This is a genomic window from Streptomyces sp. NBC_00539 (assembly GCF_036346105.1).
GTDB lineage: Bacteria > Actinomycetota > Actinomycetes > Streptomycetales > Streptomycetaceae > Streptomyces.
In genome coordinates this window covers 5,215,180-5,239,597 of sequence record NZ_CP107811.1, presented here as the reverse complement: position 1 = coordinate 5,239,597, position 24,418 = coordinate 5,215,180, and the positions used below count along the sequence as shown (strand labels likewise).

The 24,418-nt window shown below is 73.0% G+C and carries 23 protein-coding genes; 10 read left to right on the top strand and 13 right to left on the bottom strand.

All coding sequences use genetic code 11. From position 1 onward, the window contains the following. Positions 1-92: 92 nt before the first annotated feature. Positions 93-671 (bottom strand): TerD family protein, encoded by a 579-nt coding sequence (locus tag OG861_RS23500; protein ID WP_329194328.1) that lies wholly within the window; start codon positions 669-671, stop codon positions 93-95. Positions 672-763: 92 nt separating this feature from the next. Next, on the bottom strand, positions 764-2,920 hold the full coding sequence (uvrB, locus tag OG861_RS23495; RefSeq protein WP_330261854.1) for an excinuclease ABC subunit UvrB: 2,157 nt from the start codon (positions 2,918-2,920) through the stop codon (positions 764-766). Positions 2,921-3,244: 324 nt separating this feature from the next. Here uvrB and OG861_RS23490 point away from each other — a divergent pair, with 324 nt between their 5' ends. The 3 genes from OG861_RS23490 to OG861_RS23480 all read left to right on the top strand — a co-directional run bounded on the left by OG861_RS23490 (position 3,245) and on the right by OG861_RS23480 (position 6,281). Next, positions 3,245-4,159: a glycerophosphodiester phosphodiesterase gene (locus OG861_RS23490; protein WP_329194332.1), complete on the top strand. Its 915-nt coding sequence runs from the start codon at positions 3,245-3,247 to the stop codon at positions 4,157-4,159. A gap of 60 nt (positions 4,160-4,219) precedes the next feature. Continuing rightward, positions 4,220-4,783 carry a methylated-DNA--[protein]-cysteine S-methyltransferase gene (locus OG861_RS23485; protein ID WP_329194334.1) on the top strand — a complete coding sequence of 188 codons (564 nt, stop codon included), beginning with the start codon at positions 4,220-4,222 and terminating at the stop codon, positions 4,781-4,783. Positions 4,784-4,979: 196 nt separating this feature from the next. Then, positions 4,980-6,281, top strand: a complete 1,302-nt coding sequence (locus OG861_RS23480) for an MFS transporter (RefSeq protein WP_443056476.1) — start codon at positions 4,980-4,982, stop codon at positions 6,279-6,281. Between the two features lie 21 nt (positions 6,282-6,302). On the opposite strand, the gene OG861_RS23475 is transcribed toward OG861_RS23480, so the two are convergent. Further along, entirely contained in the window at positions 6,303-6,680 is a 378-nt protein-coding gene (locus OG861_RS23475; RefSeq protein ID WP_329194337.1) for a cupin domain-containing protein, read from the bottom strand. 149 nt (positions 6,681-6,829) lie between these two features. Between OG861_RS23475 and OG861_RS23470 the strand changes: the two genes are divergently transcribed. Together OG861_RS23470 and OG861_RS23465 are read left to right on the top strand one after the other, a co-directional pair. Beyond that, complete coding sequence (locus OG861_RS23470) at positions 6,830-7,771, top strand: pseudouridine-5'-phosphate glycosidase (RefSeq protein ID WP_329194339.1); 942 nt, start codon at positions 6,830-6,832, stop codon at positions 7,769-7,771. Next, positions 7,768-8,739 carry a carbohydrate kinase family protein gene (locus tag OG861_RS23465; RefSeq protein WP_329194341.1) on the top strand — a complete coding sequence of 324 codons (972 nt, stop codon included), beginning with the start codon at positions 7,768-7,770 and terminating at the stop codon, positions 8,737-8,739. Before OG861_RS23470 ends, OG861_RS23465 begins: the two co-directional genes overlap by 4 nt. Here OG861_RS23465 and OG861_RS23460 read toward each other — a convergent pair. After that, a complete protein-coding gene (locus tag OG861_RS23460) occupies positions 8,708-9,319 on the bottom strand; it encodes a hypothetical protein (RefSeq protein WP_329194343.1) in 612 nt (203 codons plus the stop codon). The two genes, OG861_RS23465 and OG861_RS23460, sit on opposite strands and share 32 nt — an antisense overlap. Before the next feature lie 178 nt (positions 9,320-9,497). Next, positions 9,498-10,151 (bottom strand): uridine kinase, encoded by a 654-nt coding sequence (locus OG861_RS23455; protein ID WP_329194345.1) that lies wholly within the window; start codon positions 10,149-10,151, stop codon positions 9,498-9,500. A gap of 93 nt (positions 10,152-10,244) precedes the next feature. Between OG861_RS23455 and OG861_RS23450 the strand changes: the two genes are divergently transcribed. After that, complete coding sequence (locus tag OG861_RS23450) at positions 10,245-11,690, top strand: WGR domain-containing protein (RefSeq protein WP_329194347.1); 1,446 nt, start codon at positions 10,245-10,247, stop codon at positions 11,688-11,690. A 31-nt stretch (positions 11,691-11,721) separates the two neighbouring features. Here the strand turns inward: OG861_RS23450 and OG861_RS23445 are convergent, their stop codons facing one another. Beyond that, entirely contained in the window at positions 11,722-12,090 is a 369-nt protein-coding gene (locus OG861_RS23445; protein WP_329194349.1) for a cupin domain-containing protein, read from the bottom strand. Positions 12,091-12,228: 138 nt separating this feature from the next. Between OG861_RS23445 and OG861_RS23440 the strand changes: the two genes are divergently transcribed. Next, the gene (locus OG861_RS23440; RefSeq protein ID WP_329194351.1) at positions 12,229-12,921 is read left to right on the top strand and encodes a DUF2293 domain-containing protein; all 693 of its coding nucleotides are present in this window, start codon (positions 12,229-12,231) and stop codon (positions 12,919-12,921) included. Positions 12,922-12,946: 25 nt separating this feature from the next. On the opposite strand, the gene OG861_RS23435 is transcribed toward OG861_RS23440, so the two are convergent. The 3 genes from OG861_RS23435 to OG861_RS23425 all read right to left on the bottom strand — a co-directional run bounded on the left by OG861_RS23435 (position 12,947) and on the right by OG861_RS23425 (position 17,903). After that, entirely contained in the window at positions 12,947-13,657 is a 711-nt protein-coding gene (locus OG861_RS23435) for a chaplin (protein ID WP_329194353.1), read from the bottom strand. A 167-nt stretch (positions 13,658-13,824) separates the two neighbouring features. Then, the gene (locus tag OG861_RS23430; RefSeq protein WP_329194355.1) at positions 13,825-15,030 is read right to left on the bottom strand and encodes an SWIM zinc finger family protein; all 1,206 of its coding nucleotides are present in this window, start codon (positions 15,028-15,030) and stop codon (positions 13,825-13,827) included. Continuing rightward, positions 15,027-17,903, bottom strand: a complete 2,877-nt coding sequence (locus OG861_RS23425) for a DEAD/DEAH box helicase (RefSeq protein WP_329202108.1) — start codon at positions 17,901-17,903, stop codon at positions 15,027-15,029. Before OG861_RS23425 ends, OG861_RS23430 begins: the two co-directional genes overlap by 4 nt. A gap of 373 nt (positions 17,904-18,276) precedes the next feature. Here OG861_RS23425 and OG861_RS23420 point away from each other — a divergent pair, with 373 nt between their 5' ends. Next, positions 18,277-18,885 (top strand): hypothetical protein, encoded by a 609-nt coding sequence (locus tag OG861_RS23420; protein WP_329194357.1) that lies wholly within the window; start codon positions 18,277-18,279, stop codon positions 18,883-18,885. An 84-nt stretch (positions 18,886-18,969) separates the two neighbouring features. Next, a complete protein-coding gene (locus OG861_RS23415) occupies positions 18,970-19,230 on the top strand; it encodes a DUF6343 family protein (protein WP_329194359.1) in 261 nt (86 codons plus the stop codon). A gap of 77 nt (positions 19,231-19,307) precedes the next feature. On the opposite strand, the gene OG861_RS23410 is transcribed toward OG861_RS23415, so the two are convergent. The 4 genes from OG861_RS23410 to rpsA form a co-directional block, all read right to left on the bottom strand. Then, positions 19,308-19,640 carry a tetratricopeptide repeat protein gene (locus OG861_RS23410; protein WP_329202110.1) on the bottom strand — a complete coding sequence of 111 codons (333 nt, stop codon included), beginning with the start codon at positions 19,638-19,640 and terminating at the stop codon, positions 19,308-19,310. A 193-nt stretch (positions 19,641-19,833) separates the two neighbouring features. Continuing rightward, the gene (coaE, locus tag OG861_RS23405; protein ID WP_329194361.1) at positions 19,834-20,442 is read right to left on the bottom strand and encodes a dephospho-CoA kinase; all 609 of its coding nucleotides are present in this window, start codon (positions 20,440-20,442) and stop codon (positions 19,834-19,836) included. Between the two features lie 32 nt (positions 20,443-20,474). Further along, complete coding sequence (locus OG861_RS23400) at positions 20,475-21,413, bottom strand: PAC2 family protein (RefSeq protein ID WP_329194363.1); 939 nt, start codon at positions 21,411-21,413, stop codon at positions 20,475-20,477. Between the two features lie 258 nt (positions 21,414-21,671). After that, on the bottom strand, positions 21,672-23,189 hold the full coding sequence (gene rpsA / locus OG861_RS23395) for a 30S ribosomal protein S1 (RefSeq protein ID WP_329194365.1): 1,518 nt from the start codon (positions 23,187-23,189) through the stop codon (positions 21,672-21,674). Positions 23,190-23,531: 342 nt separating this feature from the next. Here rpsA and OG861_RS23390 point away from each other — a divergent pair, with 342 nt between their 5' ends. Next, entirely contained in the window at positions 23,532-24,416 is an 885-nt protein-coding gene (locus OG861_RS23390) for a class I SAM-dependent methyltransferase (RefSeq protein ID WP_329194366.1), read from the top strand. Positions 24,417-24,418 lie beyond the last annotated feature (2 nt).

Below are 24,418 nucleotides of genomic sequence, written 5' to 3'. Positions count from 1 at the left end.
GTGCCTTCTGTCCCGTGCGCTCTGTGCTGTTGGCCGTCCGCGCCCGTGGGCGCCGCCTCTTGCAGGCTGCCTGCAGGCGTCCTGCGTGCTTCTTACAGGTGCGGCAGGATCGCCGGCATCAGGTCCTGGAAGGTCCGGCCGTTCGCCGGGTTGCCCAGGGCCGTCATCTGCCAGCCCGCGCCGACGCGCGACACCTTCGCCATGATCTGCGCGGTGTACGCGCCGCCGCCGTCGAGGGTGTACCGGGCCAGTTCCTGGCCGTTGGTCTCGTCGACGATGCGGCAGAAGGCGTTCTGCACCTCCTGGAAGGTCTGCCCGGTGAAGGAGTTCACCGTGAAGACGATCTGGTCGATGTGGACCGGCACGCGCTGGAGGTCCACGAGGATCGCCTCGTCGTCCCCGCCCTGGCCGACGCCGCCGACGAGGTTGTCGCCGGTGTGGCGCACGGAGCCGTCGTCGCTCTGCAGGTGCCGGAAGAACACCACGTCCACCGGCTGCTTGTCGGCGAAGAGCACCGCCGACGCGTCCAGGTCGATCTCGCGGGTCCGCGAGCCGAACAGGCCGCGGCGCTTGGCCGCCTGCCAGCCGAGGCCCATCCGGACCGCGGTCAGGCTGCCCCCGCCCCGCTTCTCCAGACTGATGGCCTGACCCTTGGTCATGTTGACCGTCACGCGCTGTCCCCTCTCCTTCTACCCGCCCCGATGAGGGCCCGCGGAACGTACCCGCGGCCACCCTTGGCCCAACCCTACTGACCGGCCCCGGGTCAGGCGAGGCCCGCTTCCCTCATCTGGCGAAGCTCCTTCTTGAGCTCGCCGACCTCGTCCCGGATCCGGGACGCGACCTCGAACTGGAGCTCGGCCGCCGCGGCCCGCATCCGCTGCGTCATCTCCTCGATGAGCGCGGCCAGTTCGGCCGCCGGACGGTCGGTCAGCACCTCGGCCGCCTTCGCGCCCTTGGCACCCTTCGCCTTGCTCCCCTTGGCGCCGGCGACGGACGCCGCCCCGCCCAGGGCGGGCACCGGCGTCTTCGCACCCTTGCCGTCCCGTGCCTGGCGGTAGCCGGTCCCGAGCAGCTGCTCGGTGTCGAGCTCCTCGCGGGCGATGGTGGCGACGATGTCGTTGATCTTCTTGCGCAGCGGCTGGGGGTCGATGCCGTTGGCCGTGTTGTAGGCGATCTGCTTCTCGCGGCGCCGGTTGGTCTCGTCGATGGCCTTCTCCATCGCCGGGGTCATCTTGTCCGCGTACATGTGGACCTGGCCCGAGACGTTGCGCGCCGCGCGGCCGATGGTCTGGATGAGGGAGGTCCCCGAGCGCAGGAAGCCCTCCTTGTCGGCGTCGAGGATCGCCACCAGGGACACCTCGGGCAGGTCGAGGCCCTCGCGCAGCAGGTTGATGCCGACCAGCACGTCGTACTCGCCGGCGCGCAGCTCGCGCAGCAGCTCGATGCGGCGCAGCGTGTCGACGTCGCTGTGCAGGTAGCGGACCTGGATGCCGAGCTCCAGGAAGTAGTCGGTGAGGTCCTCGGCCATCTTCTTGGTGAGGGTGGTGACCAGGACGCGTTCGTCCTTCTCCGTCCGCTGCCGGATCTCGTGCACCAGGTCGTCGATCTGGCCCTCGGTCGGCTTGACCACCACTTCGGGGTCGATGAGGCCGGTGGGGCGGATGATCTGCTCGACGAAGCCGTCGCCGCGCGAGAGCTCGTACTTCCCGGGGGTGGCCGACAGGTACACCGTCTGGCCGATCCGCTCCTGGAACTCCTCCCACTTGAGCGGCCGGTTGTCCAGCGCCGACGGCAGCCGGAAGCCGTGGTCGACCAGGGTCCGCTTGCGCGAGGCGTCGCCCTCGTACATCGCGCCGATCTGCGGCACGGTGACGTGGGACTCGTCGATGACGAGGAGGAAGTCCTCGGGGAAGTAGTCGATGAGGGTGTTGGGGGCGGAGCCGGGCGCGCGGTCGTCCATGTGCAGCGAGTAGTTCTCGATGCCGGAGCAGGACCCGATCTGGCGCATCATCTCCAAGTCGTAGGTGGTGCGCATGCGCAGCCGCTGCGCCTCCAGCAGCTTGCCCTGCTTCTCCAGCTCGGCGAGGCGCTCGGTCAGCTCGGCCTCGATCCCGATGATCGCCTTCTCCATGCGCTCGGGGCCGGCGACGTAGTGGCTGGCGGGGAACACGTACAGCTCGCGGTCCTCGCTGATGACCTCGCCGGTCAGCGGGTGCAGGGTGGACAGCGCCTCGATCTCGTCGCCGAACATTTCGATGCGTACGGCCAGTTCCTCGTAGACCGGGAAGATCTCGATGGTGTCGCCGCGCACCCGGAAGGTGCCGCGGGTGAAGGCCAGGTCGTTGCGCGTGTACTGGATGTCGACGAAGCGGCGCAGCAGCTGGTCCCGGTCGATCTCCTCGCCGACCTTGAGGGCCACCATCCGGTCGACGTACTCCTGCGGGGTGCCGAGGCCGTAGATGCAGGACACGGACGCGACGACGACGACGTCGCGCCGGGTCAGCAGCGAGTTGGTCGCGGAGTGGCGCAGCCGCTCCACCTCCTCGTTGATCGAGGAGTCCTTCTCGATGTAGGTGTCCGACTGCGGGACGTACGCCTCGGGCTGGTAGTAGTCGTAGTACGAGACGAAGTACTCGACGGCGTTGTTGGGCAGCAGCTCGCGGAACTCGTTCGCCAGCTGCGCGGCGAGGGTCTTGTTCGGGGCCATCACCAGGGTGGGGCGCTGGAGGCGCTCGATCATCCAGGCGGTGGTCGCCGACTTGCCGGTGCCGGTCGCACCCAGGAGTACGACGTCCTTCTCACCCGCACGGATGCGCTTCTCCAGCTCGGCGATGGCCGCCGGCTGGTCGCCGCTGGGCTGGTAGGGGCTGACGACCTCGAAAGGCGCCACCGTGCGTTCGATCTTCGATACGGGCCGCATGACTCCACCGTACGACCCCGCACTGACACTCACGCATTCGCGCCTGCGGGCGCGGGCCGGGCGGGGCTCGGCGGGGACCCGGCCGGGGCGGCCCGGCCGTGCGCCGTACTCGTCCGGGCCCCTGCGGCCTGGTCCGTTTGTCGTAGTTCGGTGGCGGCCCGGTGATCTTCACACCCATGATCGCCATACAGCGGATCTCCATGGGGCAGATCTCCGTGAAGTGCATCGCCGTCAACTGCATAGCCGTGAAGTGCATCGCCGCAACGTCTGTCGCTTCGCGCCTGTTTGAGGCAGGGGCAGGGGCTCACGACCCGAGGAGAACGCATGTACGTCGTCCGACCCGCCGCCGCGGCCGCAGCCGCCTTCTTGGGCCTGACCCTCACCGTGCTCGGCACGACGGCCGCGTCCGCCGCCGGTCCCGCGCCCCGGCCCGCCGGGGGCGGTGGCCCGCTCGGCCTGTCCGCGCCCGTCGTGTACGCCCACCGGGGGGCTTCGGCGTACGCCCCGGAGAACACCCTGGAGTCGATCGACCTCGCCATGCGGCTGGGCATCGCCTGGGTCGAGAACGACGTCCAGCGCACCAAGGACGGCGAACTCGTGGTGATCCACGACGACAGCCTGGCCCGCACCACCAATGTCGAGCAGGTCTTTCCCGGCCGCAAGCCGTGGCTGGTGAAGGACTTCACGGCCGCGGAGATCGCCCGGCTGGACGCGGGCAGCTGGTTCAGCGAGGAGTACGCGGGTGCCCGCGTACCGACCCTCAAGGACTACATGAACCGGGTCCAGCGCAACCGGCAGCGGCTGCTGCTGGAGATCAAGAAGCCGGAGCTCTACCCGGGCATCGAAGCGCAGACCCTCGACCTGCTGGACCGCCTCGGCTGGCTCGACGAGGCGCACGTCGGGCGCCGGCTGGTGGTGCAGAGCTTCAGCGCCGACTCCATCCGCGTCGTGCACGGCATGCGCCCGGACATCGTGACGGCCTTCCTGGGCACCCCGAAGGTCGCCGACCTGCCCCGTTACGCCGCCTTCACCGACCGGATCAACCCGTGGCACACCACGATCTCGGCCGACTGGGTCGCGGCGGTGCACCGGCTGCGGGGCGCGCACGGCAAGGCGATGGAGGTGGACACCTGGATCGTGGACGACGCGGCGACGGCCCGCAAGGTCCAGGGCATGGGCGTGGACGGGATCATCACCAACGCGCCCGACGTCGTCCGGGACGCGGTGGGCTGGTTCTGATCCGCAGGCCGTGGTCCGCGCCGGGCCCGGGCTGTCGGTGGCGGGCCGTACGGTGGACGGGTGGACAGCTCCGAGCGGCCCCGCGGGCCGCACCTCGAATGGACGGTCGTCGCGGGCGGCGTCGGCCCCCTGCTCCTTGCCGCGACCCCGGAGGGCCTGGTCCGGGTCGGCTTCCATGCCGGGCCGGACCGGATCGACCGGATGATCGGCTCGCTGGTCTCCCGGCTCGGCGCGGACCCCTGGCGGCCGCGGCCGGGCCGGGAAGTGCTGCTCGCGGAGCCGATACGCCAGGTGGAGGCGTACTTCGCCGGTTCCCTGCGGCGCTTCGAACTGCCGCTGGACTGGCGGCTCAGCTCCGGGTTCAACCGCCAGGTGCTGCTGGAGCTCGACCGGTCGGTGCCCTACGGCCAGGTCGTCGGGTACGGGGAACTGGCCGCCCGGGTCGGGCAGCCGGGTGCGGCGCAGGCGGTGGGCAACGCCATGGGCTCCAATCCGCTGCCGGTGGTGGTCGCCTGTCACCGGGTCGTGGAGAACGATGGCGGTATCGGGGGCTTCGGGGGCGGGGTGGAGGCCAAGCGGATCCTGCTCGCGTTGGAGGGCGTGCTGCCCGAACCGCTGTTCTGACGGGTTGCCCGAGCCGCTGCCCAGGGGTCGGTTCCCGCCGGGTTCCGCCATCCGGTAAGGGGTGGGAAACTGCCGCGGTGACTACTTCTGCCGCCGCTCGCGGTCACCTCGCCCCTGCCGCCGTGGGCGGTGGCCCCGCCCCTGCCGCTCGCGGTCACCTCGCCCCTGCCGTGCGCGTTCTGCTGCCGCGAGGGGGGTGTCGGGCGTGACGGCGTCCCTCGGAACGGAGCGCACCGACGCGCCGGTCACGGCGGCGGAGCTGCCCCGGCTGCGGCGGCGGATCACCGGCGTGCTGATCGCCAGTCAGATGCTGGGCGGTCTGGGCGTGCCCATCAGCATCGCCCTGGCGCCGGTTCTGGCCACCGAGGTCGGCGGCACGGAGTCCCTGTCCGGCTTCGCCTCCACCGCCGCCGTGATCGGCACCGCCCTGGTCTCGCTGCCGCTCGCCGCGTTCATGACCGCGCGCGGGCGCCGCCCCGGACTGGTGCTGGCCTACGGGATCGGTGCCTGCGGCGCCCTCCTCGTGGTGCTGGCCGCGTCGGTGAAGAGCTTCCCGCTGCTGATGCTGGGCATGGCCGCCTTCGGCGCGGCCTCCTCCGCCAACCTCCAGGCCCGTTTCGCCGCCGCCGACCTCGCGGCCCCCGACCGCCGTGCGCGGGCGATCTCCGTCGTCGTGTGGGCCTCCACCATCGGGGCCGTCGCCGGACCGAACCTCTCCGCCCCGGCCAGCGCCGCCTTCGCCGGCACCTCCATACCCCGGACGGCGGGCCCCTTCCTGTGGGCCGCCGTCGTCTTCGTCCTCACCGGCACGCTGCTCGCCGTCTTCCTGCGGCCCGACCCGCTGCTGACGGCGCGTGCGCTGTCGGCGCCGGCGGCCGGCCCCGCCGCGGGCCGCTCGCTGCGCGCCGGGTTCGCCGCCGTCAAGGCCTCACCGCGGGCCCGCCTGGGCCTGCTCGCCGTCGCGGTGTCCCACACCACCATGGTGTCGATCATGGTGATGACCCCGATGGACCTCGGTCACCACGGCGCCGACCTGAAACTGGTGGGCCTGGTGATCAGTGGCCACATCGCGGGCATGTTCGCCTTCTCCCCGCTCATGGGGTGGCTCGCGGACCGGATCGGCCGGCTGTCCGTGATCGGGCTCGGGGCCGGGCTGCTGTCGCTCGCCGCGCTGCTCGCGGGCACGGCGGGCGACCGCCACGGCCAGAGCGCGCTGGGCCTGTTCGTGCTCGGGCTCGGCTGGTCCGCCGGGATGGTGTCCGGCTCGGCGCTGCTGACCGACTCGGTTCCGCAGGGTGCGCGGGCCGCCGTACAGGGGCTGAGCGACCTGACGATGAACACCGCCGCGGGGGTGGGCGGCGCGGCGGCAGGTCTGGTCATGTCCCAGGCCGGCTACGGCTGGCTCAACGCGATCGGCGCAGCGCTGCTGCTGCCGGTGGCGGCGCTCGGCCTGTTCACGGCCCGCCGGTACCCCGGACCGGCGAAGGCGGACGCGTAGGACGAGGCTCCACGGCGGCGCTCAGCAGTTGATGTGGTAGGCCTTGCGCAGCGTCTCGTGGACGGTCCAGGTCGTCCGGTCGCCCTCGCGGAGCACGCAGGCGGAGCCGGGGCCGACCTCCAGGGTCGCGCCGCCCTCGACCTCGATGGTGGCGCGGCCGCTGACGACCACGAACAGCTCGTCGGCCTCGGTGTCGGTGACCACTCCGGGGGTGATCTGCCAGATCCCGCGGATCTGCGAGCCGTCCTCGGCCTCCCACAGCACCTTGCCGGTCACGACCGGCTCACCGGAGACGATCCGGGCCGGATCCAGCTCCTCCACCTCCAGTTCGGCGTCCGGGACGTCCGGCAGGCAAACGGCGAAGGAAGCGGGGCGGGCGCTGTGGTCACTGGTGCTCATGGGGCGCAAGCGTAGGGCCGGTGCCGGGGCCCGCGGGGTGGCCAGAGCGTCCAGCGCGGGCGTACGGAACGCGTCATCCTGTCCAGGGCGCGGGTACGGACGCGAAGGCGCGCGTTTGCGGGTGGCGCTCCCGTGCCATGGATGGGGACATGTCACCGCACACAGCAGCCGCGTCGCCCGGGGTACCGGTCCTGTCCGAAGAGGTGCGCGAAGCGCTCGAAGCGGGGCGGCCCGTCGTCGCCCTGGAGTCGACGATCATCGCCCACGGCCTGCCCCGTCCCCGCAATCTGGCGGTGGGCCTGGAACTGGAGGCCCTGGTCCGGGCGGAGGGCGCGGTTCCGGCGACGGTCGCCGTCCTGGACGGAGTGGCGTACGCGGGCCTCGACAAGGCCGGGCTGGAGCGGATCGCGAGCGGCGAGGGCGTGCGCAAGCTCGGCCACCGCGACCTGGCGCCCGCCCTCGCGACGGGCGCGACCGGGGCGACGACGGTGTCCGCGACGGCGTTCCTCGCCGCGCGGGCGGGGCTGCGGGTCTTCGCCACGGGCGGGCTGGGCGGCGTACACCGGCAGTGGACACAGAGCCAGGACGAGTCGGCGGACCTCTCGCTGCTGGCCCGCACGCGCGTGACGGTGGTGTGCGCGGGGGTGAAGTCGATCCTGGACGTCCCGGCGACCTTGGAGCGGCTGGAGACCCTGGGCGTGGGCGTGCTCGGCTACGGGACGGACCGGTTCCCCGGCTTCTACCTCGCCAGCTCCGGCGAGCCGGTGGACTGGACGGTGTACCGCCCGGAGGAGGTGGCGCAGGTGATGGCCGCCCAGGACGCCCTCGGCGGTCCGGAGTCCGCGCTGCTGGTGGCCAATCCGGTGGCGGAGGCGGAGCAGTTGGATCCGGAGCTCCACGACCGGGTGCTGGCCGAGGCCCTCGCGGAATGCCGGGAGCGGGGGCTCACGGGGCAGGCGGTGACCCCGTTCCTGCTGGGGTTCTTGGTGCGGGCGACGGGCGGGGCCTCTCTGGAGGCCAACCTGGCGGCGGTACGCGGAAACGTCCGGCTCGGCGCCCGCATCGCCCGGGCCTGGGCGGCCCGGGCATGACCGGCGAACGGCCGGTCCGGGCCGGTGCGCTGCTGGTCGTCGGGGACGTGGTGACGGACGTGGTCGCGGTGCATCCGCAGCCGCTGGCGCCGGCCACCGACACGGCGGCGCGGATCAGGACCCTGCCCGGCGGCGCCGGGGCGAACGCGGCCTGCTGGGCGGCCCGCACCGGTACGGCGGAGGTACGCCTCCTCGCGCGGGTCGGGGCGGAATCGGCGCGCTGGCACGAGCGCGCCCTGGTCGACGCCGGCGTGCGGCCGAAGCTGGTGATCGACCGGGAGGAGCCGACGGGCACGGTGGTGGCGCTGGTCGGCAAGGACGCGGAGCGCACGTTCCTCACCGACAGCGGTGCTTCGCTGCGCCTGTCCCCCGCCGACTGGGCGCCCGCCCTGCTCGACGGTGCCTCGCACCTGCACCTGTCGGGGTACCTCTTCTTCGCCGACTCCAGCCGGGAGCTGGCCCTGGTCGCACTGCGGGCGGCGCGCACCCGGGGCGTGCCGGTGAGCGTGGACCCGGCCTCGGCGGGGTTCCTGGCCGCGCTGGGCCCGGAGCGCTTCATGGCCGCCGTGGCGGGGGCGGGCGTACTGCTGCCCAACGAGGACGAGGCCGGGCTGCTGGCCGGGCTGCCGGAGCCGGCCGGGGTGGCGCGCGCGGCGGCGGAACTGAGCCGGCGGATACCGCTGGTGGTGGTCACCCGGGGTGCGGCCGGGGCGCTGGTGGCGGAGGCGGGCCGAGTGACCGCCGAGGTGTCGGCGGAGCCGGCCGAGGCCGTGGACTCGACGGGGGCCGGGGACGCGTTCACCGGCGGGTTCCTGGCGGCCCGGCTCGCGGGCGCGGGCCCTGCGGACGCGGCACGGGCCGGGTGCCGGGCAGCCGCGCGTGCGGTGACCCGGCTGGGCGGGCGCCCGCAGGAGGCGTCTTCGGCCTCGGGCGGGCCTAGGAGGTGTACTCCTCCTGGCCGAGGGTGACGATCACGCCCGCCTTGTTCACGTCGTAGTGGAAGACCAGGCCCTTGTTCGGGTGGGTCTCCAGCCAGGACATGAGCTCGTGCGTGGTGATCGGCTTGTTCGCGGAGCCGGAGAGGATGGGGGCGTGGACGCCGATCCCGGCGTCTTCGGCGATCGGGATCCAGGTCTCCTCGCCGACGGTCACGAAGGGGGTGGCGCCGCCGGCGACCGGGCAGCCCCAGTGGCCGCGCTTGATGATCAGGCTGTACTGGCCGCCCTCGGGGGTGTAGCGGTAGACGGCGATCTCGTTCGGCGAGATTGCGTCCTTGGAGGCGCAGGCGGGTGCGGGAGGCGACGGCTTGGGCTTGCCGGGCGCGGTGGCGGACGCGGACGCGGCCGGTGTCGCCTTCGCCGTGGGCTTCGCCGGGGAGGGCAGCGCACCGCCGGCCGGGGCGGAGGGCAGGGCGGGGGTGGCGCTGGGGGTGCTGCCGGGCGTCGAGCCGGCGGCCCCCGCGTCCGTGTCCCCGTTGCAGCCCGTCAGGGCCAGGGTCGCGCACAGGGCCAGCGCGGTCAGTGCCGCTGCCTTGGGGCCTCTGCTCATTGCCGTCTCCCTCTGCCAAGGCGCCGTGTGAGGGCAGCCGTTGAAGCGTCCTCATCAACGTAGCCCGCGCTTATCGGCCACGACGATGGCCTGATCCGGTTCGTCACCGGGCGCGGACGGGGCTGTTGCAGAGTAGGGACGTCCGTGACGGTGCGGCACGGCGCGGGGCCGGAGCCCGTCAGCCGGCCGCTCCTCGGACACCGGTCCAGGCGGGGTGGCGGGGGTCGTCCGCCCGGACGACGGCATCGGCCTGCGCTGCCGGGTCGGTCTCGGCCTCGTAGCGGGCGAAGGCCGGCAGGGTCCAGCGCGCGGACTCCTCGGTGCGGCGGGCGAGCGCCCCCGGGGAGAGCCGGATGTGCACGCTGAGGTCGAAGGGGAACCAGTGGCCCAGCAGCAGCGGGCCGTGCACGATGAGCACGCCGCCCGGCGGAAGTGCGGTGTACGGGCTGCGCGTCGCCCGGTCGGTCACGGGGTCCCACAGGTCGGGCAGCACCCTGCCGGACCCGCCCGGGTCGGTGGGGCCGAACACCTCGCGCCACAGCGCGGCCGTGTCGTACCAGCCGCCGAGGAACGCGTCCACGTCCTCGCGCCCGAACTCGAAGCGCAGCGAGGCCGGTCGCAGGAAGCCGTCGGCGGCGACCACGAGGACCGGGCGGCCGCGCGCACGCAGCGCCTCGGCGAGGTCCTCCGCCGCCGAACCGGTGCCGGCGGCGGGCGCGCCGTCGATGCCGACCCGCAGCCGGTTCGCCTCCTCCCCGGCGGGTCCGCGGGCGTCGAGGTGATCGGCGAGCCGCTCGGCCAGCCGCTGCCAGGTGATCGGTTCCAGCTGCACGAGCCCATTGTCAGTGGTGGCCCGTAGCGTTTTTCACGAGGGATCACCGACGCGAACGGAAGCCGTCGGCCCGGCCTTGGGGAGGGGTCTGTCATGACGCGGGAGACGACGTACCTGGAGCTGTCGCAGGACGGCGCGGGTGCGCACAAGTTCTACGAGGTGACCGTGGACGGCACGGCCGTCTGCGTGCGGTACGGCCGCATCGGCGCGGACGGCCAGCTCCAGAACTCCTCCTTCCCCACGGCGGAGAAGGCCCGGGCGGCCGCAGCGAAGAAGATAGGCGAGAAGATCCGCAAGGGCTACGCCCCTGCGGTACGGGGAGCCCGCGCGGCGCGGTCGGTGACCCGCAGACAGGTGACCTCGGCCCCGTCGACGGCGCGTGCGGTGGCTCCGGTGCTGTGGCGCTTCCGTACGGGTTCCTCCGCCTTCGGCATCCATGTGGACGAGGACCGCTGCTGGGTGGGCAATCAGGCGGGGGACGTCTACACGCTGAGCCACGGCGGTGAGGTGCTGGCCCGGTACTCGCTGCCGGACGGCGTGAAGTGCCTGGTGGCGGACGAGTTCTGGATCTACGCCGGCTGTGATGACGGCACGGTGTACGACCTGTCTTCGAAGGTGCCGTTCGGGGCGTACGACATAGCCGCCGATGTGGACATCTTCTGGCTGGACATCCGTGAGGGCGTCCTGAACGTCTCGGACCGCAGCGGTGGGCTGACCGTCATCGACCACGAGGAGGAGTTCCAGTGGTCGCGCCGGTCGGCCGGGTCCAACGCCTGGATGGTCCGGGCGGACGAGCGGGCGGTCTACCACGGCCACACCGCAGGCGTCACGGCCTACGCCGCCGACGGCGGGGGCGAGTTGTGGCACACCACGACCGACGGATCGGTGCTGTTCGGCTGGCAGGAGGACACCGCGGTGTACGCGGGCACCGGCCGCAACACCGTGCAGCGGCTGTCGAAGGCGACGGGCGCGGTGGAGGCCTCCTACCGGTGTGACGCGGCGGTGTACTCGTGCGCGACCTCCCCGGACGGCCGCCACGTGTTCGCCGGCGACCTGTCCTCCTCCGTCTACTGCTTCGACGCGTCGGGGCGGCGGCTGTGGAAGCTGGGCACGGGCAGCGGCGCCGCGCTGTCCATGCAGTACCTGGACGAGCGGCTGTACCTGGTGACCACGGACGGTTCGCTGGTGTGCGTGGACGCGAGCGAGGCGGCGATCACGGCGGCCCAGCAGGGATCGGTCCCGGCCGCGGTGGATGTGAAGTCGGCTGCTGCTCTGCCCGTCTTCGCCCCGGCGGCGTCGCCCGCTGCGGTGGCGACCGTCTCGGTGGCCTGCGCGCCGGCGGACGGCGTGGTGGTGGAGTGCGTACGCCAGGGGAGCCGGGTCCGGGTCCAGGTGGTGTCGGGGGGCTTCGACCCCTCGTGGAACGTGCAGTTCCCGCGCGGCATACGGGAGGCCGGCGCCCGGTACGTGGTGGACGGGCTGCACGCTTCGCCGGGGGGCTTCTACCGGGTGCGCGGGGAGATACGCCGACTGGTGTGACCGGCAGGGCGACCGGGCGCGGCGGGCCCCCTCACCCGGCGTGGCCCGGGCAGCCGCAGGGCGTGGCGGCGGCCGGGGCCGGGGTCGCTACCGACCAGGGGGCGTCCTCGGCGAGGGAACAGGTCACCTGGAGCACGACCGGTTCGGTGCCGAGGTTGCGGCCCAGGTGGATGTGGTCGGACCCCGGCGGCTCCACGAAGGTGGTCCCGGCCGGGTGCACCTCGACCGTGTCGTCGTGCAGGATCCGGGTCAGCGTCCCGGACTTGACGACCGCCATCAGCGGCACGTCGTGGTAGTGCCACCCCGTGCACTCCCCGGGCCCTATGACGATCTCCCGGCCCGTGAGGTCCGAAGCCTCGGTCCGTCTCGGACGCCGTACCGTCGCCTGCCACCCACCCATGTACCCCTCCTCCAGGGGCCGAACGGCCCATCCGAGTCACGTTAGGCGGACCTGATGACGTCCAGACCGAATTAATGAAAAGCCAACAACCGCTATCCGTAAGGTGATATGCGCACCGAACGGCGGTATCACTCCGTCATGAGTCTCGTCGTCTTCGAGTCGCAGAAGCACATCCAGTGCGCCGAGTGCCGACGGGGGCCGCTGCGGCACCTCGTCCGCGAGGCGGGTGTACCCCGTTGTCTCGACTGCGCCGACCTCGGGCACCTGGTGTACCTGCCGCGAGGTAACGCGGCGCTCACCCGGCGGGCCAGGGAGGCCAGTTCACTGTCGGCCGTCGTGGTGCGCCTCCACAAGCGGCGCCACCGCTACGAACGCCAGGGGCTGCTGGTGGAGGAGGAGGCCCTGGCGCGCGCGGAGCGGGCCTGTCTGGCCGACGCCGATGCGCGGGCCCGCCGCCGGGAACGGGACCGCGTGCGCCGCGCGGCCGAGGACACCCGGTTCACGGCGGCCTTCGCCTCCGAGATCCTGCGCTTGTTCCCCGGGATCCCCGCCGACCGCGCGCGTGCGATCGCCGCGCACGCCTCCCTGCGGGGAAGCGGCCGGGTGGGTCGCACGGCGGCCGGCCGCGCCCTCGACGAGCAGGCGGTGTCGGTGGCGGTCCGGGCGGCCGTGCGCCACACCGACACCGAGTACGACGCGCTGCTGATGGCGGGGGTCCCCCGCTTCACGGCGCGGGCCCGCCTGGCGCCGCGGATCGACGCGATCCTGGGCGGCTGGCGCGCTCGGCCGGAGTCAGCGGCCGGGGCGCTCCTGCCGGAACAGACCGGCTGAGCCCGGGACAGGGCTCCGTCCTGTCTCAGCCGACGCGGAAACGGCGGTAGAGGAGTACCCCGCCGAGCAGGAGCGCGCCACCGCCGGGCAGCAGGTAGCCGACGGCGTCGGCGCCGGTGTGGGCCAGCGCGCCTGCGGGCTGCTGCGGGGCCGGCGCGATGATCGGCCGGGGGGTGACCGGAGGCTGGGCAGCGGGCGGCTGGGCAGCGGGCGGCTGGACGGGCTCGCTCCCGCTGGGCCCGCCGTTGACGGAGGTGTTGCCGACGGCTGCGTTGCCGACGCCGACCGCGCTCACGGAGTTGCCGCTGATGTTCAGGGGCAGGTCGACGGGAAGCTGGATGCCATTGCCGGACAGCACCCCCGGAGAATCCTTTCCGCGCCCCTGGGCGACCGCACCCGAACCGTTTCCGGCCCCGGGTGCCGAGCCGTGCGCGGAGGTCCCGGACCGGGATGCCCCCGACCCCTGATGACCGCCGCCGTCGACGTGCGCGTCGTTGACGCAGCGGTTCCCCGTGGCCGAGTTGAGTACTCCGACGACACTCACGGTGTTGCCGCACACGTTGACCGGCGTGTGCACGGGCAACTGCACCAGGTTGCCCGAGAGCAGGCCCGGCGACTGCTGGGCGGCGCCGCCCGCGTCCGCATCGGCGTAAGCGAAGCCGCTCACCCCCACGACCGCCACTCCACCTCCCGCGACCACCGCCGCGATCAAGCCGTTCCGACGACTGTGACGCATGAGTTCCCTGCCTTCCGGAGGAGTTCACGGGCAACCCGCCCGCACCGGAAACAACGCCGTGGGCCCATACGAGTTGTAGAGCCGGTACGAATTTCACTCCATCGTGTACTGGGTAACACGCATTGAATGATCGCAGCCGGGCTGACCTCGGCCTCGATGACGGGAGCTCATCCGCGCAATGCGGCGACCGGATCCGTGGAGGGAGTGCCGGTCGGCCACCAGTCCTCCTCGTCCGACCTGGACTCGTACGCGTACCACAGGCCCTGGCGTCCCAGCCGGAGCTGCCGGCTACGGGTGCTGAGGCGGTTGCGGTCGGGCCGGAACGAGCCGCAGCCGGCGGCGGCGAGGGCGGGCCGGGCCCGGTCGAAGGGACCGGCCGGCGGGTCCCAGGCCTCTTCGAGGACGACCAGGGCGGCCAGGCCCCCCTGGCGCCAGGCCGCCGCACCCCGCGCGAGGTCGGTGGTGGTGCGGCCGGTCGCCCGGGCCAGGTCGCGGTAGAGGGCGCGGGCCGCACCGGTGAGCCCGGCCGTCGCGTGCGCGGAGGCCAGCCGGACGGCGTCCTGCCACACGGTGAGCCCGGCGAGGGGATCCTCACCGGTCCGGAGCAGGGCCAGCGCCCGCGCGGCGGCGTCCGAGGCGAGCTGGTCCAGCGCCAGCGGATCCGGTGCTGCGGGGTCCGACGGGTACGCGGGCGGCAGGCCCACGGCGCCCGGCGCCCGCTGCGGGGCCGGCAGCGGCGGCAGGCCGGTCCGGGCCAGCGCCCCGCGTGCCGGGACGCCGGGGAAGGCGGGCGCGGCATCGGGCCGTTCGCGCGCGGCATGTGCGGCATTGCGCCGGGCCAGCTCCGCGAGCAGTTCCCGCTCACCGCGCCCGCGCAGGAGCAGCAGCACGAACGGGTCCTCGTCCAGGAGCCGGGCCGCCCGGTAGCAGAGGGCCGCGGCGTGCTTGCAGGGCGGTCGGCCCACGTCCGGGCAGGAGCAGCGCGGGACCAGCTCGCCCGCGCCCGGCAGGACCGTGTCCGCCAGGGACTGCGGGACCTCGCCCTCCAGCAGCCCGGCCAGCGCCGCCGGATCGGCCGCCACGCCCTCCAGCACCTCACGCCACTCGGAGTCCTCGAAAGCCGGCAGCGCCAGCTCGGTGCGGTACGGGCGCGCCCGGCTGCCCCGGACGTACGCCACGATCCGGCCCGGGGTGATCGTCACCGCGTCCACATGGCCTTCGGCCGCGTACACCCGCCCGCGCCCCAGCCGGGCCGCGTCGTGCGAGCGCTCCTCCAGCGCGGCCACCCACGCACGCCCCCACCAGGTCTCGGCCTCGACGCCGGGCGGTACGGTCTCGAAGGTACGGCGGCGGTCGTCCCGTGCGGTGATCACGTCGGCCTCCGCAGCGAGACGAGGTCGGCCAGCTCGCGGTCGGTCAGCTCCGTCAGCGCCGACTCGCCCGAACCGAGGACGGCTTCGGCCAGCGCCCGCTTCGCCTCCAGCATCTCGGCGATCCGGTCCTCGACGGTGCCCTCGGCGATGATCCGGTGCACCTGCACGGGCTGGGTCTGCCCGATCCGGTAGGCCCGGTCGGTGGCCTGCTCCTCGACGGCCGGGTTCCACCAGCGGTCGAAGTGGATGACGTGCCCGGCCCGGGTCAGGTTCAGTCCGGTGCCCGCCGCCTTCAAGGAGAGCAGGAACACGGGCACTTCCCCCGCCTGGAACCGGTCGACCAACTGCTCCCGGGTGGCGACGGGCGTCCCCCCGTGCAGCAGTTGGTGGGAGATCCCGCGGGCGGCGAGGTGCTGCTCGATGATGCGGGCCATCGTCACGTACTGGGTGAACACCAGCACCGAGCCGCCCTCGGACAGGATCGTGTCGAGCAGCTCGTCGAGCAGCGCCAGCTTCCCGGAGCGGTGCGCCGCGCTGCGCCCGCTCACGCTGTGCCCGCTCAGGCTGGGCTCGTTCAGGCTGTGCCCGCTCAGGCTGGGCTCGTTCAGGCTGTGCCCGCTCAGGCTGGGCTCGTTCAAATACTGCGCAGGGTGGTTGCAGATCTGCTTGAGCGACATCAGCAGCTTCATGATCATGCCGCGTCGTCGGATCCCCTCGCTCGACGCGATCACCGCCATCGCCTCATCCACCGCGGCCTGGTACAGCGAGGCCTGCTCGCGGGTGAGGGACACCGGGTGGTCGGTCTCGGTCTTCGGCGGCAGCTCCGGGGCGATGCCCGGGTCGGACTTCTTGCGGCGCAGCAGGAACGGGCGGACCAGGGCCGCCAGTCGGGCGACGGCCTCCTCGTTGCCGCCGTCCTCCTCGCTCTGGTGCTCCACCGGACGCGCGTGGCGGGCCCGGAACGTGGTCAGCGGGCCCAGCAGGCCCGGCGTGGTCCAGTCGAGCAGCGCCCACAGCTCGGAGAGGTTGTTCTCCACCGGGGTGCCGGTCAGCGCCACCCTGGCCGGGGCCGGGATGGTGCGCAGCGCCTTCGCCGTCGCCGAGTGCGGGTTCTTGACGTGCTGTGCCTCGTCCGCGACGACCATGCCCCAGCTGTGCTGCGCCAGCTTGGCTGCGCTGGCGCGCATCGTCCCGTACGTGGTCAGGACGAACCCGCCGTCCAGGCCCTCCAGACTGCGGCCGCCGCCGTGGAAACGGCGCACCGCTGTCCCCGGGGCGAACTTCTCGATCTCCCGCTGCCAGTTCCCCAGCAGCGACGCCGGGCACACGACCAGCGTCGGCTCGGGCCGGTCCCGGTGCAGGTGCAGCGCGATCAGCGTGACGGTCTTGCCCAGGCCCATGTCGTCGGCGAGACAGGCGCCGAGGCCGAGGGAGGTCATCAGGTCCAGCCACGCCAGGCCCCGGGCCTGGTAGTCGCGCAAGGTCGCCTTCAGCCCGGCGGGTTGCGGCAGGGGCGCCGGATCGCCGGTCAGCCGGTCCCGTAGCGCGGCCAGCGCCCCCACCGGGACCGCTTCGACCGGCTCGCCGTCCACCTCGGCCGTCCCGGTCAGTACGGTGGCCAGCGCGTCCACCGGGTCCAGCAGCCCCAACTGCCGCTTGCGGGCCTTGCGCACCAGGCCCGGGTCCACCCGCACCCACTGGTCGCGCAGCCGCACCACGGGCCGGTGGGCCTGCGCCAGCGCGTCCATCTCCTTCGGGGTGAGCCGGTCGCTGCCGAGCGCCAGCTCCCAGGAGAAGGCGAAGAGGTTCTCCGCGTCGAAGAACGCGGTGCCCTCGATCGCGGACCCGGGCGCCGCCGACCGTACGACGGCGGTCGCGGACAGCGTACGAGCCAACTCGCGCGGCCAGTGGACGGTGACCCCGGCCTCCGCCAGCCGGGTCGCGGCGACACCCAGCAGGTCCCCCAGCTCCGGATCGGAGAGGGACAGCACGTCGGGGACGGGCTGGTCCAGCAGGCGCAACAGCGGCGGCCACACCCGCGCGGCCCGACGCAGCGCGAGCACGGCATCGATGCGGGCGCGCGGCCCGAACCCGGCGGCGGCCGCCCCCGCCCAGAGCTGTTCGGCATCCGTGACCAGCGTCGGATCGGCGAGGCTGTGCACCTGGACCACGGCGGCGCCGGCGCGGCGGGTGTCCTGCGGCTCGGCCTCGTCGAAGAGGCGGAAGGAGGACAGGTCCAGCCGCAGGGAGATCCCGACCCCGGTATCCGCTCCGGCCGCGACCTGGGCGGCCCATTCCCGTATCCCGGGGACCTGCTGCGGTTCCCGCGCCGCGTACGGCCGCCCGGCTGCCACCGGCGCGGCCGGGGTGCGGGGCAGGCCGTCGGCGGCGGCGTCGAGGAAGGCCCGGACCAGGGCCTCGGGTTCGGGCAGCTGGAGCGGGCGGCGACCGGCGAGCGGGGTGGCGTACCCCTCGTGGGGCAGGGCGGCGGCGATCGCGCGCAGGTGGGCCACGTCATCGGCATCGAGCGGTCCGACCCGCCAGGCGTCGATGCCGTCGGGGGTGAGCCCCGGGAGCAGCCGACCCCGGGCGACCAGGGTGAGCGCCTGCGCGGCGGCGGTGCCCCAGGCACGGGTGGCGGGGTGGGCGGCCGGGCTGCGGGCCGCCCGGAGCAGCAGCGGCAGCGCGGCACTGACCGGCAGGCTGACGGAGGGAACGGTACGGGTACGGACGCCTTCACCGTGCGGCCGGACCACGTCGAGCGGCGCCGCCGTCCCGGTTTCGGGCAGCGCATCCCCTTCCGGGCACCAGAAGGCCACCCGCCCCTGGCGCGGGACGGCCGCGGGAAGGAACACGGCGGCATGACGCAGCAGCGCGTCCGGCGGTCCCGACGACGGTGTCCGCGCGTGCGGATGTGCCGGCGCCGGCTGCGGTGCGTACGGCCGGGACGTCGCGGTGCCCACGGTGGCCCTCCCTTCACGCGGTCGGATGGTCGGCGGTCGGATGACCGGTGGTCGCTCGGATGATCGGCGGTCGGATGGTCGGCGGTCGGATGTTCCTCTGCCGCCGAGTCTAGGTGTGCCCGCTGACAACGCCCCCGACCTGCGTCTTTACCGGTCCGGCCGGGTCGCGGACCGGCCCCTTCACCTTCCCGTGTCCCGGGTCCGTCCCGATCCGCGCCCCGAGGTCCCCACCGGGGTAGGTACACCGCGACCACCCACCGACCGGAAACGGGGACCAACCGACATGCTCCGACGCTTCACCACCGTCCTCGCGTGCGCCGCCACCGCGGCCGCCGCCCTCCTGCTCGCCGGCCCGGCCACCGCCTCGGCCGCCACCGCGCCCGGCTTCCTCGACGGCACCGACCTCCCTGCGCACCCCTCCTCGCCGTGGCACGCCGGAAAGGTGACCAAGGGCCTGCCCGAGAGCGCACCGTTCTGCCTGGAGGGGGCGCTCCCGGCCGCGGGCAGCTGGCACCGCGCCTTCGGCACCGACTACGACACCGGCGCCACGCAGCTCTCCGTCCGTACCGCCTCCGGCGCCGCGGCAGCCACCTTGGCCGCGTCCCTGGAGCGCAAGGTCGCCGCCTGCGCCGCCGACTGGCTGCGTACGACGCCCGGCGGCACCGCCTCCTGGCAGGACTTCGGCAAGCTGCCCGTCGAGGAGGGCGCTCACGTCTACGGGGTCCACACCGCGGTCCCGGACTCCGAACCCGGCGTGCACCTCTTCGGCATCGGCCGGGACGGCGCGACGGTCACCGTCGTGAAGTGGGGGCAGATGGGCACGCTCCCCGACGCGCCCGTGGCCGCCTTCGGGAAAACGACCACGACGGCCGTGGACAAGCTGAACCCGTAGCCGCGGCGCCTCCCGCTCCGGCTCCGGTCGGGCCCGGCGGTGGGACCATGGAGCTGAGGACTACGGTGATCCGAGGCGATGGTCATGCGTACCGGAAACGAGCCGGTGACCGCCCGCAGTCCGCTGCGGCTGCGGTTGTGGCTCAGTCTGTGGGGCCTGATCTGGGCCGCCGGCGGGGCGGCCCTCTTCTCGCTGGGTGAGCGTCCGGGGTGGGCCGCCGCCTGCGCGGTGGTCGCGGTGCTCGCGGCGGTGGACTCGCTCGTGGTCGTCCACCACATCCGTCAGGGCCCGCACTACCAGCCCGGCCGGGACGTGCCCCCGTACGAACCGCCGCACTTCCGCTGAGGCCGGCGGGGCCCCGTCCGACCCCTCCCGTGTCCGCTGCGGCCGGCGGCGCCCCAGTGGCGACCGTCGTGCCGGTCTCAGTCCTCGAAGCGCGCGGCGGCCAGGTACTCGGGCTGCGGGTCGAGCGCGGCGGCCAGCCGGAAGTGCTTGCGGGCCTGCGCGCGCCGCCCGGACCGCTCATGGGTCCGGGCGAGCGCGAAGTGGGCGTAGGCGTTGTCCGGTTCGCGCTCCAGCACCAGCTCGAACTCCAGCGCCGCCGGGCGCAGTTGCGCGGCGGCGAAGAAGGCCCGGGCCCGGAGCAACCGGGCCGCCGTGTTCTCGGGGTGGGCGGCTATCACGGAGTCCAGCAGCTTGACGGCGCCCCGCGGGTCACGGGCGGCCAGGAGCTGCTCGGCGGCCCGGAAGTCGATGACGTGCGTCTCAGGGCTGGTGGCGCCGGAGGAGTCGGGGCCCGCACCCGGAGCACCCGAGGAGCCGGGCGGCCCCGAGGAGCCGGGCGGTCCCGACGACGGCGGCTGCGACGGAGGCGTGGTGTCGGACACGTTGTTTTTCCTTCCCTCTCCGGGCGCCTTCACGCCCCTTGCCCGTGCCGCCCCGCCCGCCTCAGGCGCCGGTCGCGGCCGCCCGTTCGGTCAGGGTCTCCCAGACCTTGCGGACCTGCGGCTCCAGTGCCTCCAGCGGTCCGTCGTTGTCGATCACCAGGGTCGCCACTGCCAGCCGCTGCTCCCGCGTGGCCTGCGCCGCCATCCGGGCCCGCGCCTCTCCCTCGGCCATCCCCCGCAGCCCGGTCAGCCGCGCCAGCTGGGTCTCCGGCGCCGCGTCCACCACCACGACCAGGTCGTACAGCGGCGCCAGGCCGTTCTCCGCGAGCAGCGGTACGTCGTGCACCACGATCGCGTCGGCGCCCGCCGCGCTCTCCAGCTCGGCGGACCGGGCCCCGACCAGGGGATGCACGATCGCGTTCAGTATCCGCAGTTTCTCCGGGTCGGAGAAGACGATCGACCCCAGCTTGGGCCGGTCCAGCGCCCCGCCCTCGCCCAGCACCGACTCCCCGAACGCCGCGACGACGGCCGCGAGCCCGGGCGTCCCGGGCTCCACGACCTCCCGCGCGATGCGATCGGCGTCCACGATGACCGCCCCGTACCCCGCCAGCAGCCGCGACACTTCGCTCTTGCCGGCTCCGATTCCGCCCGTCAGGCCCACTTTCAGCATGCCCGGCAGCCTAGACCGCGGGCGCCGGCGGCTCAGCCCTCGCCCTCGCGTTCCGCGAGGAACCGCTCGAACTCGCGCCCCAGTTCCTCCGCCGAGGGGATCTCGGCGGGCTCCGCGATCATGTTCCCGCGGCTTTCGGCCCCGGCCGCCGCGTCGTACTGGTGCTCCAGCCCCTGCACCAGGGCGACCAGTTCCTCGTCGCCCTCCCGGATCTGCCGGTCGATCTCCGTCTGCGTGCGGTGCGCCTCGGTGCGCAGGGCGTGCGCCACGGCCGGCAGGACGAGACCCGTCGCCGCGGTGATCGCCTCCAGGACCGTCAGCGCCGCGTCCGGGTACGGGGAGCGGGCCACGTAGTGCGGCACGTGCGCCGCGACGCCGAGCACGTCGTGCCCGGCCTGGCCCAGCCTGAACTCGACCAGCGACTCCGCGCTGCCCGGCACCTGGGCCTCGTCGAACGGGCTGCGGTGCCCGGGCATCAGGTCGGTCCGGTTGCCGTGCGGGGTGATGCCGACGGGCCGGGTGTGCGGGACGCCCATCGGGATGCCGTGGAAGTTGACCGAGAGCCGCACGCCCAGGCGCTCGACGATCTGCCGGACGGCGACGGCGAAGCGCTCCCACTCCACGTCCGGCTCGGGGCCGGACAGCAGCAGGAACGGCGCGCCGGTGGCGTCCTGTACGAGGCGCACCTCCAGCCTGGGCTCTTCGAAGTCCGTCCAGTGGTCGCGCTGGAACGTCAGCAGCGGGCGCCGGGCCCGGTAGTCCACGAGCCGGTCGGCGTCGAAACGGGCGACGACCTGGTGGGGCAGGGTGTCCAGGAGCCGCTCGACGATCTGCTCACCGGCCTCGCCCGCGTCGATGTACCCCTCGAGGTGATAGAGCATGACCAGCCCGGCCGAATCCTGGGCGAGCGCCAGGTCGGCCACCGCCAGACCCTTGGCGTCCCATTCGTACAAACCCTGTGGATCAAGCACCGCCACCACTCCTCCTCGCCGCGTTCTCATCAAGAACGCCCAAGGTGGCGCCACCATTCCCCAGTTGAGGGCTTTCACGGTAATCGGCCCGGCAGGCGGAGCGCGGTGGGCCCACCCGCACCGGCCGCTGCCCGCGGCGGGACCACCCGGACCCGCCCCTGAACGCGGTAAGGCCCGCCCCCCGGAGGGGACGGGCCTTACCGTTCAGCTCAGCTCACTCTCGTGCGCCGGGGCGCGGAGCGTGACGCGCTGCTGCGATCAGCTCTGGCCGCCGGCCAGCTTCTCGCGGAGCGCGGCGAGGGCCTCGTCCGACGCCAGGGCGCCGGAGGTCTCGTCCGAGCCCTCGGAGGAGTAGGAGCCACCCGAGATGTTGCCCGCACCGGCGTTGCCACCGGCGGCCGGGGCGGCAGCGCCCTCGGCAGCAGCGGCCTCGTCGGCCTCGCGGCTCTTGATGACCTGCGCCTGGTGCTGCTCGAAGCGGACCTGCGCCTCGGCGTACTGGCGCTCCCACGTCTCGCGCTGGGTCTCGTAGCCCTCGAGCCAGTCGTTGGTCTCGGGGTCGAAGCCCTCGGGGTAGATGTAGTTGCCCTGGTCGTCGTAGGACGCGGCCATGCCGTACAGGGTCGGGTCGAACTCGACCGACGCCGGGTCGGCACCGAAGGACTCGTTGGCCTGCTTGAGGGACAGCGAGATCCGGCGACGCTCGAGGTCGATGTCGATGACCTTGACGAAGATCTCGTCGTTGACCTGGACGACCTGCTCCGGGATCTCCACGTGGCGCTCGGCCAGCTCGGAGATGTGGACCAGACCCTCGATGCCCTCGTCCACGCGGACGAACGCACCGAACGGAACCAGCTTGGTGACCTTACCCGGGACGACCTGGCCGATCTGGTGGGTCCGGGCGAACTGCTGCCACGGGTCTTCCTGCGTCGCCTTCAGCGACAGGGAGACGCGCTCGCGGTCCATGTCGACGTCGAGGACCTCGACGGTGACTTCCTGGCCGACCTCGACAACCTCGGAGGGGTGGTCGATGTGCTTCCAGGACAGCTCGGAGACGTGGACGAGACCGTCGACGCCACCCAGGTCCACGAAGGCACCGAAGTTGACGATCGAGGAAACGACGCCGGAGCGGACCTGACCCTTCTGCAGGGTGGTGAGGAACGTCTGGCGAACCTCGGACTGGGTCTGCTCGAGCCAGGCACGGCGGGACAGGACCACGTTGTTGCGGTTCTTGTCCAGCTCGATGATCTTCGCCTCGAGCTCCTTGCCCACGTAGGGCTGGAGGTCGCGGACGCGACGCATCTCGACGAGAGAGGCCGGCAGGAAGCCACGGAGGCCGATGTCGAGGATGAGACCACCCTTGACGACCTCGATGACGGTACCGGTGACGATGCCGTCTTCTTCCTTGATCTTCTCGATCGTGCCCCAGGCACGCTCGTACTGAGCGCGCTTCTTGGACAGGATCAGACGGCCTTCCTTGTCCTCCTTCTGGAGAACCAGGGCCTCGATCTCGTCGCCGACCTTGACGACCTCGTTCGGGTCGACGTCGTGCTTGATCGAGAGCTCACGGCTCGGGATCACGCCTTCCGTCTTGTAACCGATGTCGAGGAGAACCTCGTCCCGGTCCACCTTGACGATGACGCCGTCGACGATGTCGCCGTCGTTGAAGTACTTGATCGTCTCGTCGATCGCCGCGAGGAACGCGTCCGCGTCGCCGATGTCGTTGACCGCTACCTGCGGAGGGGTGGTGGCGGTGGTCTCGGTGCTGCTCGTCATGTGGGAAAGGGCTCCGGTTACGGACAGAAAGTCGTAGGTACTGCTACGCCGGGAGCCCTTATCGGCAACTGCCGAAGCCGGACAGCCAAGGAAGCCCCGAATCCACAGAAGCGGTAGGGCCTCGAAAACCGAGGGGACATCAACAGAAGCAAGCGCAGCCTGCTAGGTCTGAGGAGCACAGGCTCGCAGCGCAACTTGTAGCATACGGGGGCAGCCGGACAGGGTCAATGCGCGAAGGCGCACACCCCGGGCGGATCGCCGCATTACCGGCACAAATCGTGGGCGGGGAAGGCCCTATGGGCTCCGCCTCCCGACTTCTCGCAGACTACGACGACGGGCCCCATGAACCAAGAGGACTACCTCCCCGAAGACGCGTTCGAAATCACCGAGCCGGGCGGTGACCCCGACGGCGCGGACGACGGTGACGACGCCGAGGCCACCCGGCGTGAGGCCGGCGAAGCCGAGAGCAGCCGGGCGAGCCGGGGCTGGTGGGACCGCAACGCCGACGAGTACCAGAGCGAGCACGGCGCGTTCCTCGGCGACGACCGCTTCGTCTGGGGGCCCGAAGGGCTGGACGAGGCCGAGGCGGCCCTCCTGGGCCCGGCCGCCTCCCTCGCCGGCAAGGACGTCCTGGAGATCGGCGCCGGCGCCGCCCAGTGCTCGCGCTGGCTGGCCGCCCGGGGCGCCCGCCCCGTGGCCCTCGACCTCTCGCACCGCCAGCTCCAGCACGCGCTGCGCATCGGCGGCGGCGACGTGCCGGGGGTCGGGCTCGTGGAGGCCGACGCCGGCCGGCTGCCCTTCCGTGACGCCTCCTTCGACCTGGCCTGCTCCGCCTACGGCGCCGTCCCCTTCGTCGCCGACCCCGTGAACGTCATGCGCGAGGTCCACCGCGTGCTGCGCCCCGGCGGGCGCTGGGTGTTCTCCGTCACCCACCCCATCCGCTGGGCGTTCCCCGACGAGCCCGGCCCCGAAGGTCTGTCCGTGGCGGCCTCCTACTTCGACCGGACGCCGTACGTCGAGCAGGACGAACAGGGCCGCGCGGTCTACGTGGAGCACCACCGCACGATCGGCGACCGGGTCCGGGACGTGGTCGCGGGCGGTTTCCGCCTGGTGGACCTGGTGGAGCCGGAGTGGCCCGCCTGGAACAGCCAGGAGTGGGGCGGCTGGTCCCCCCTGCGCGGGAACCTGATCCCCGGCACCGCGATCTTCGTGTGCGAGAGGGACTGAGC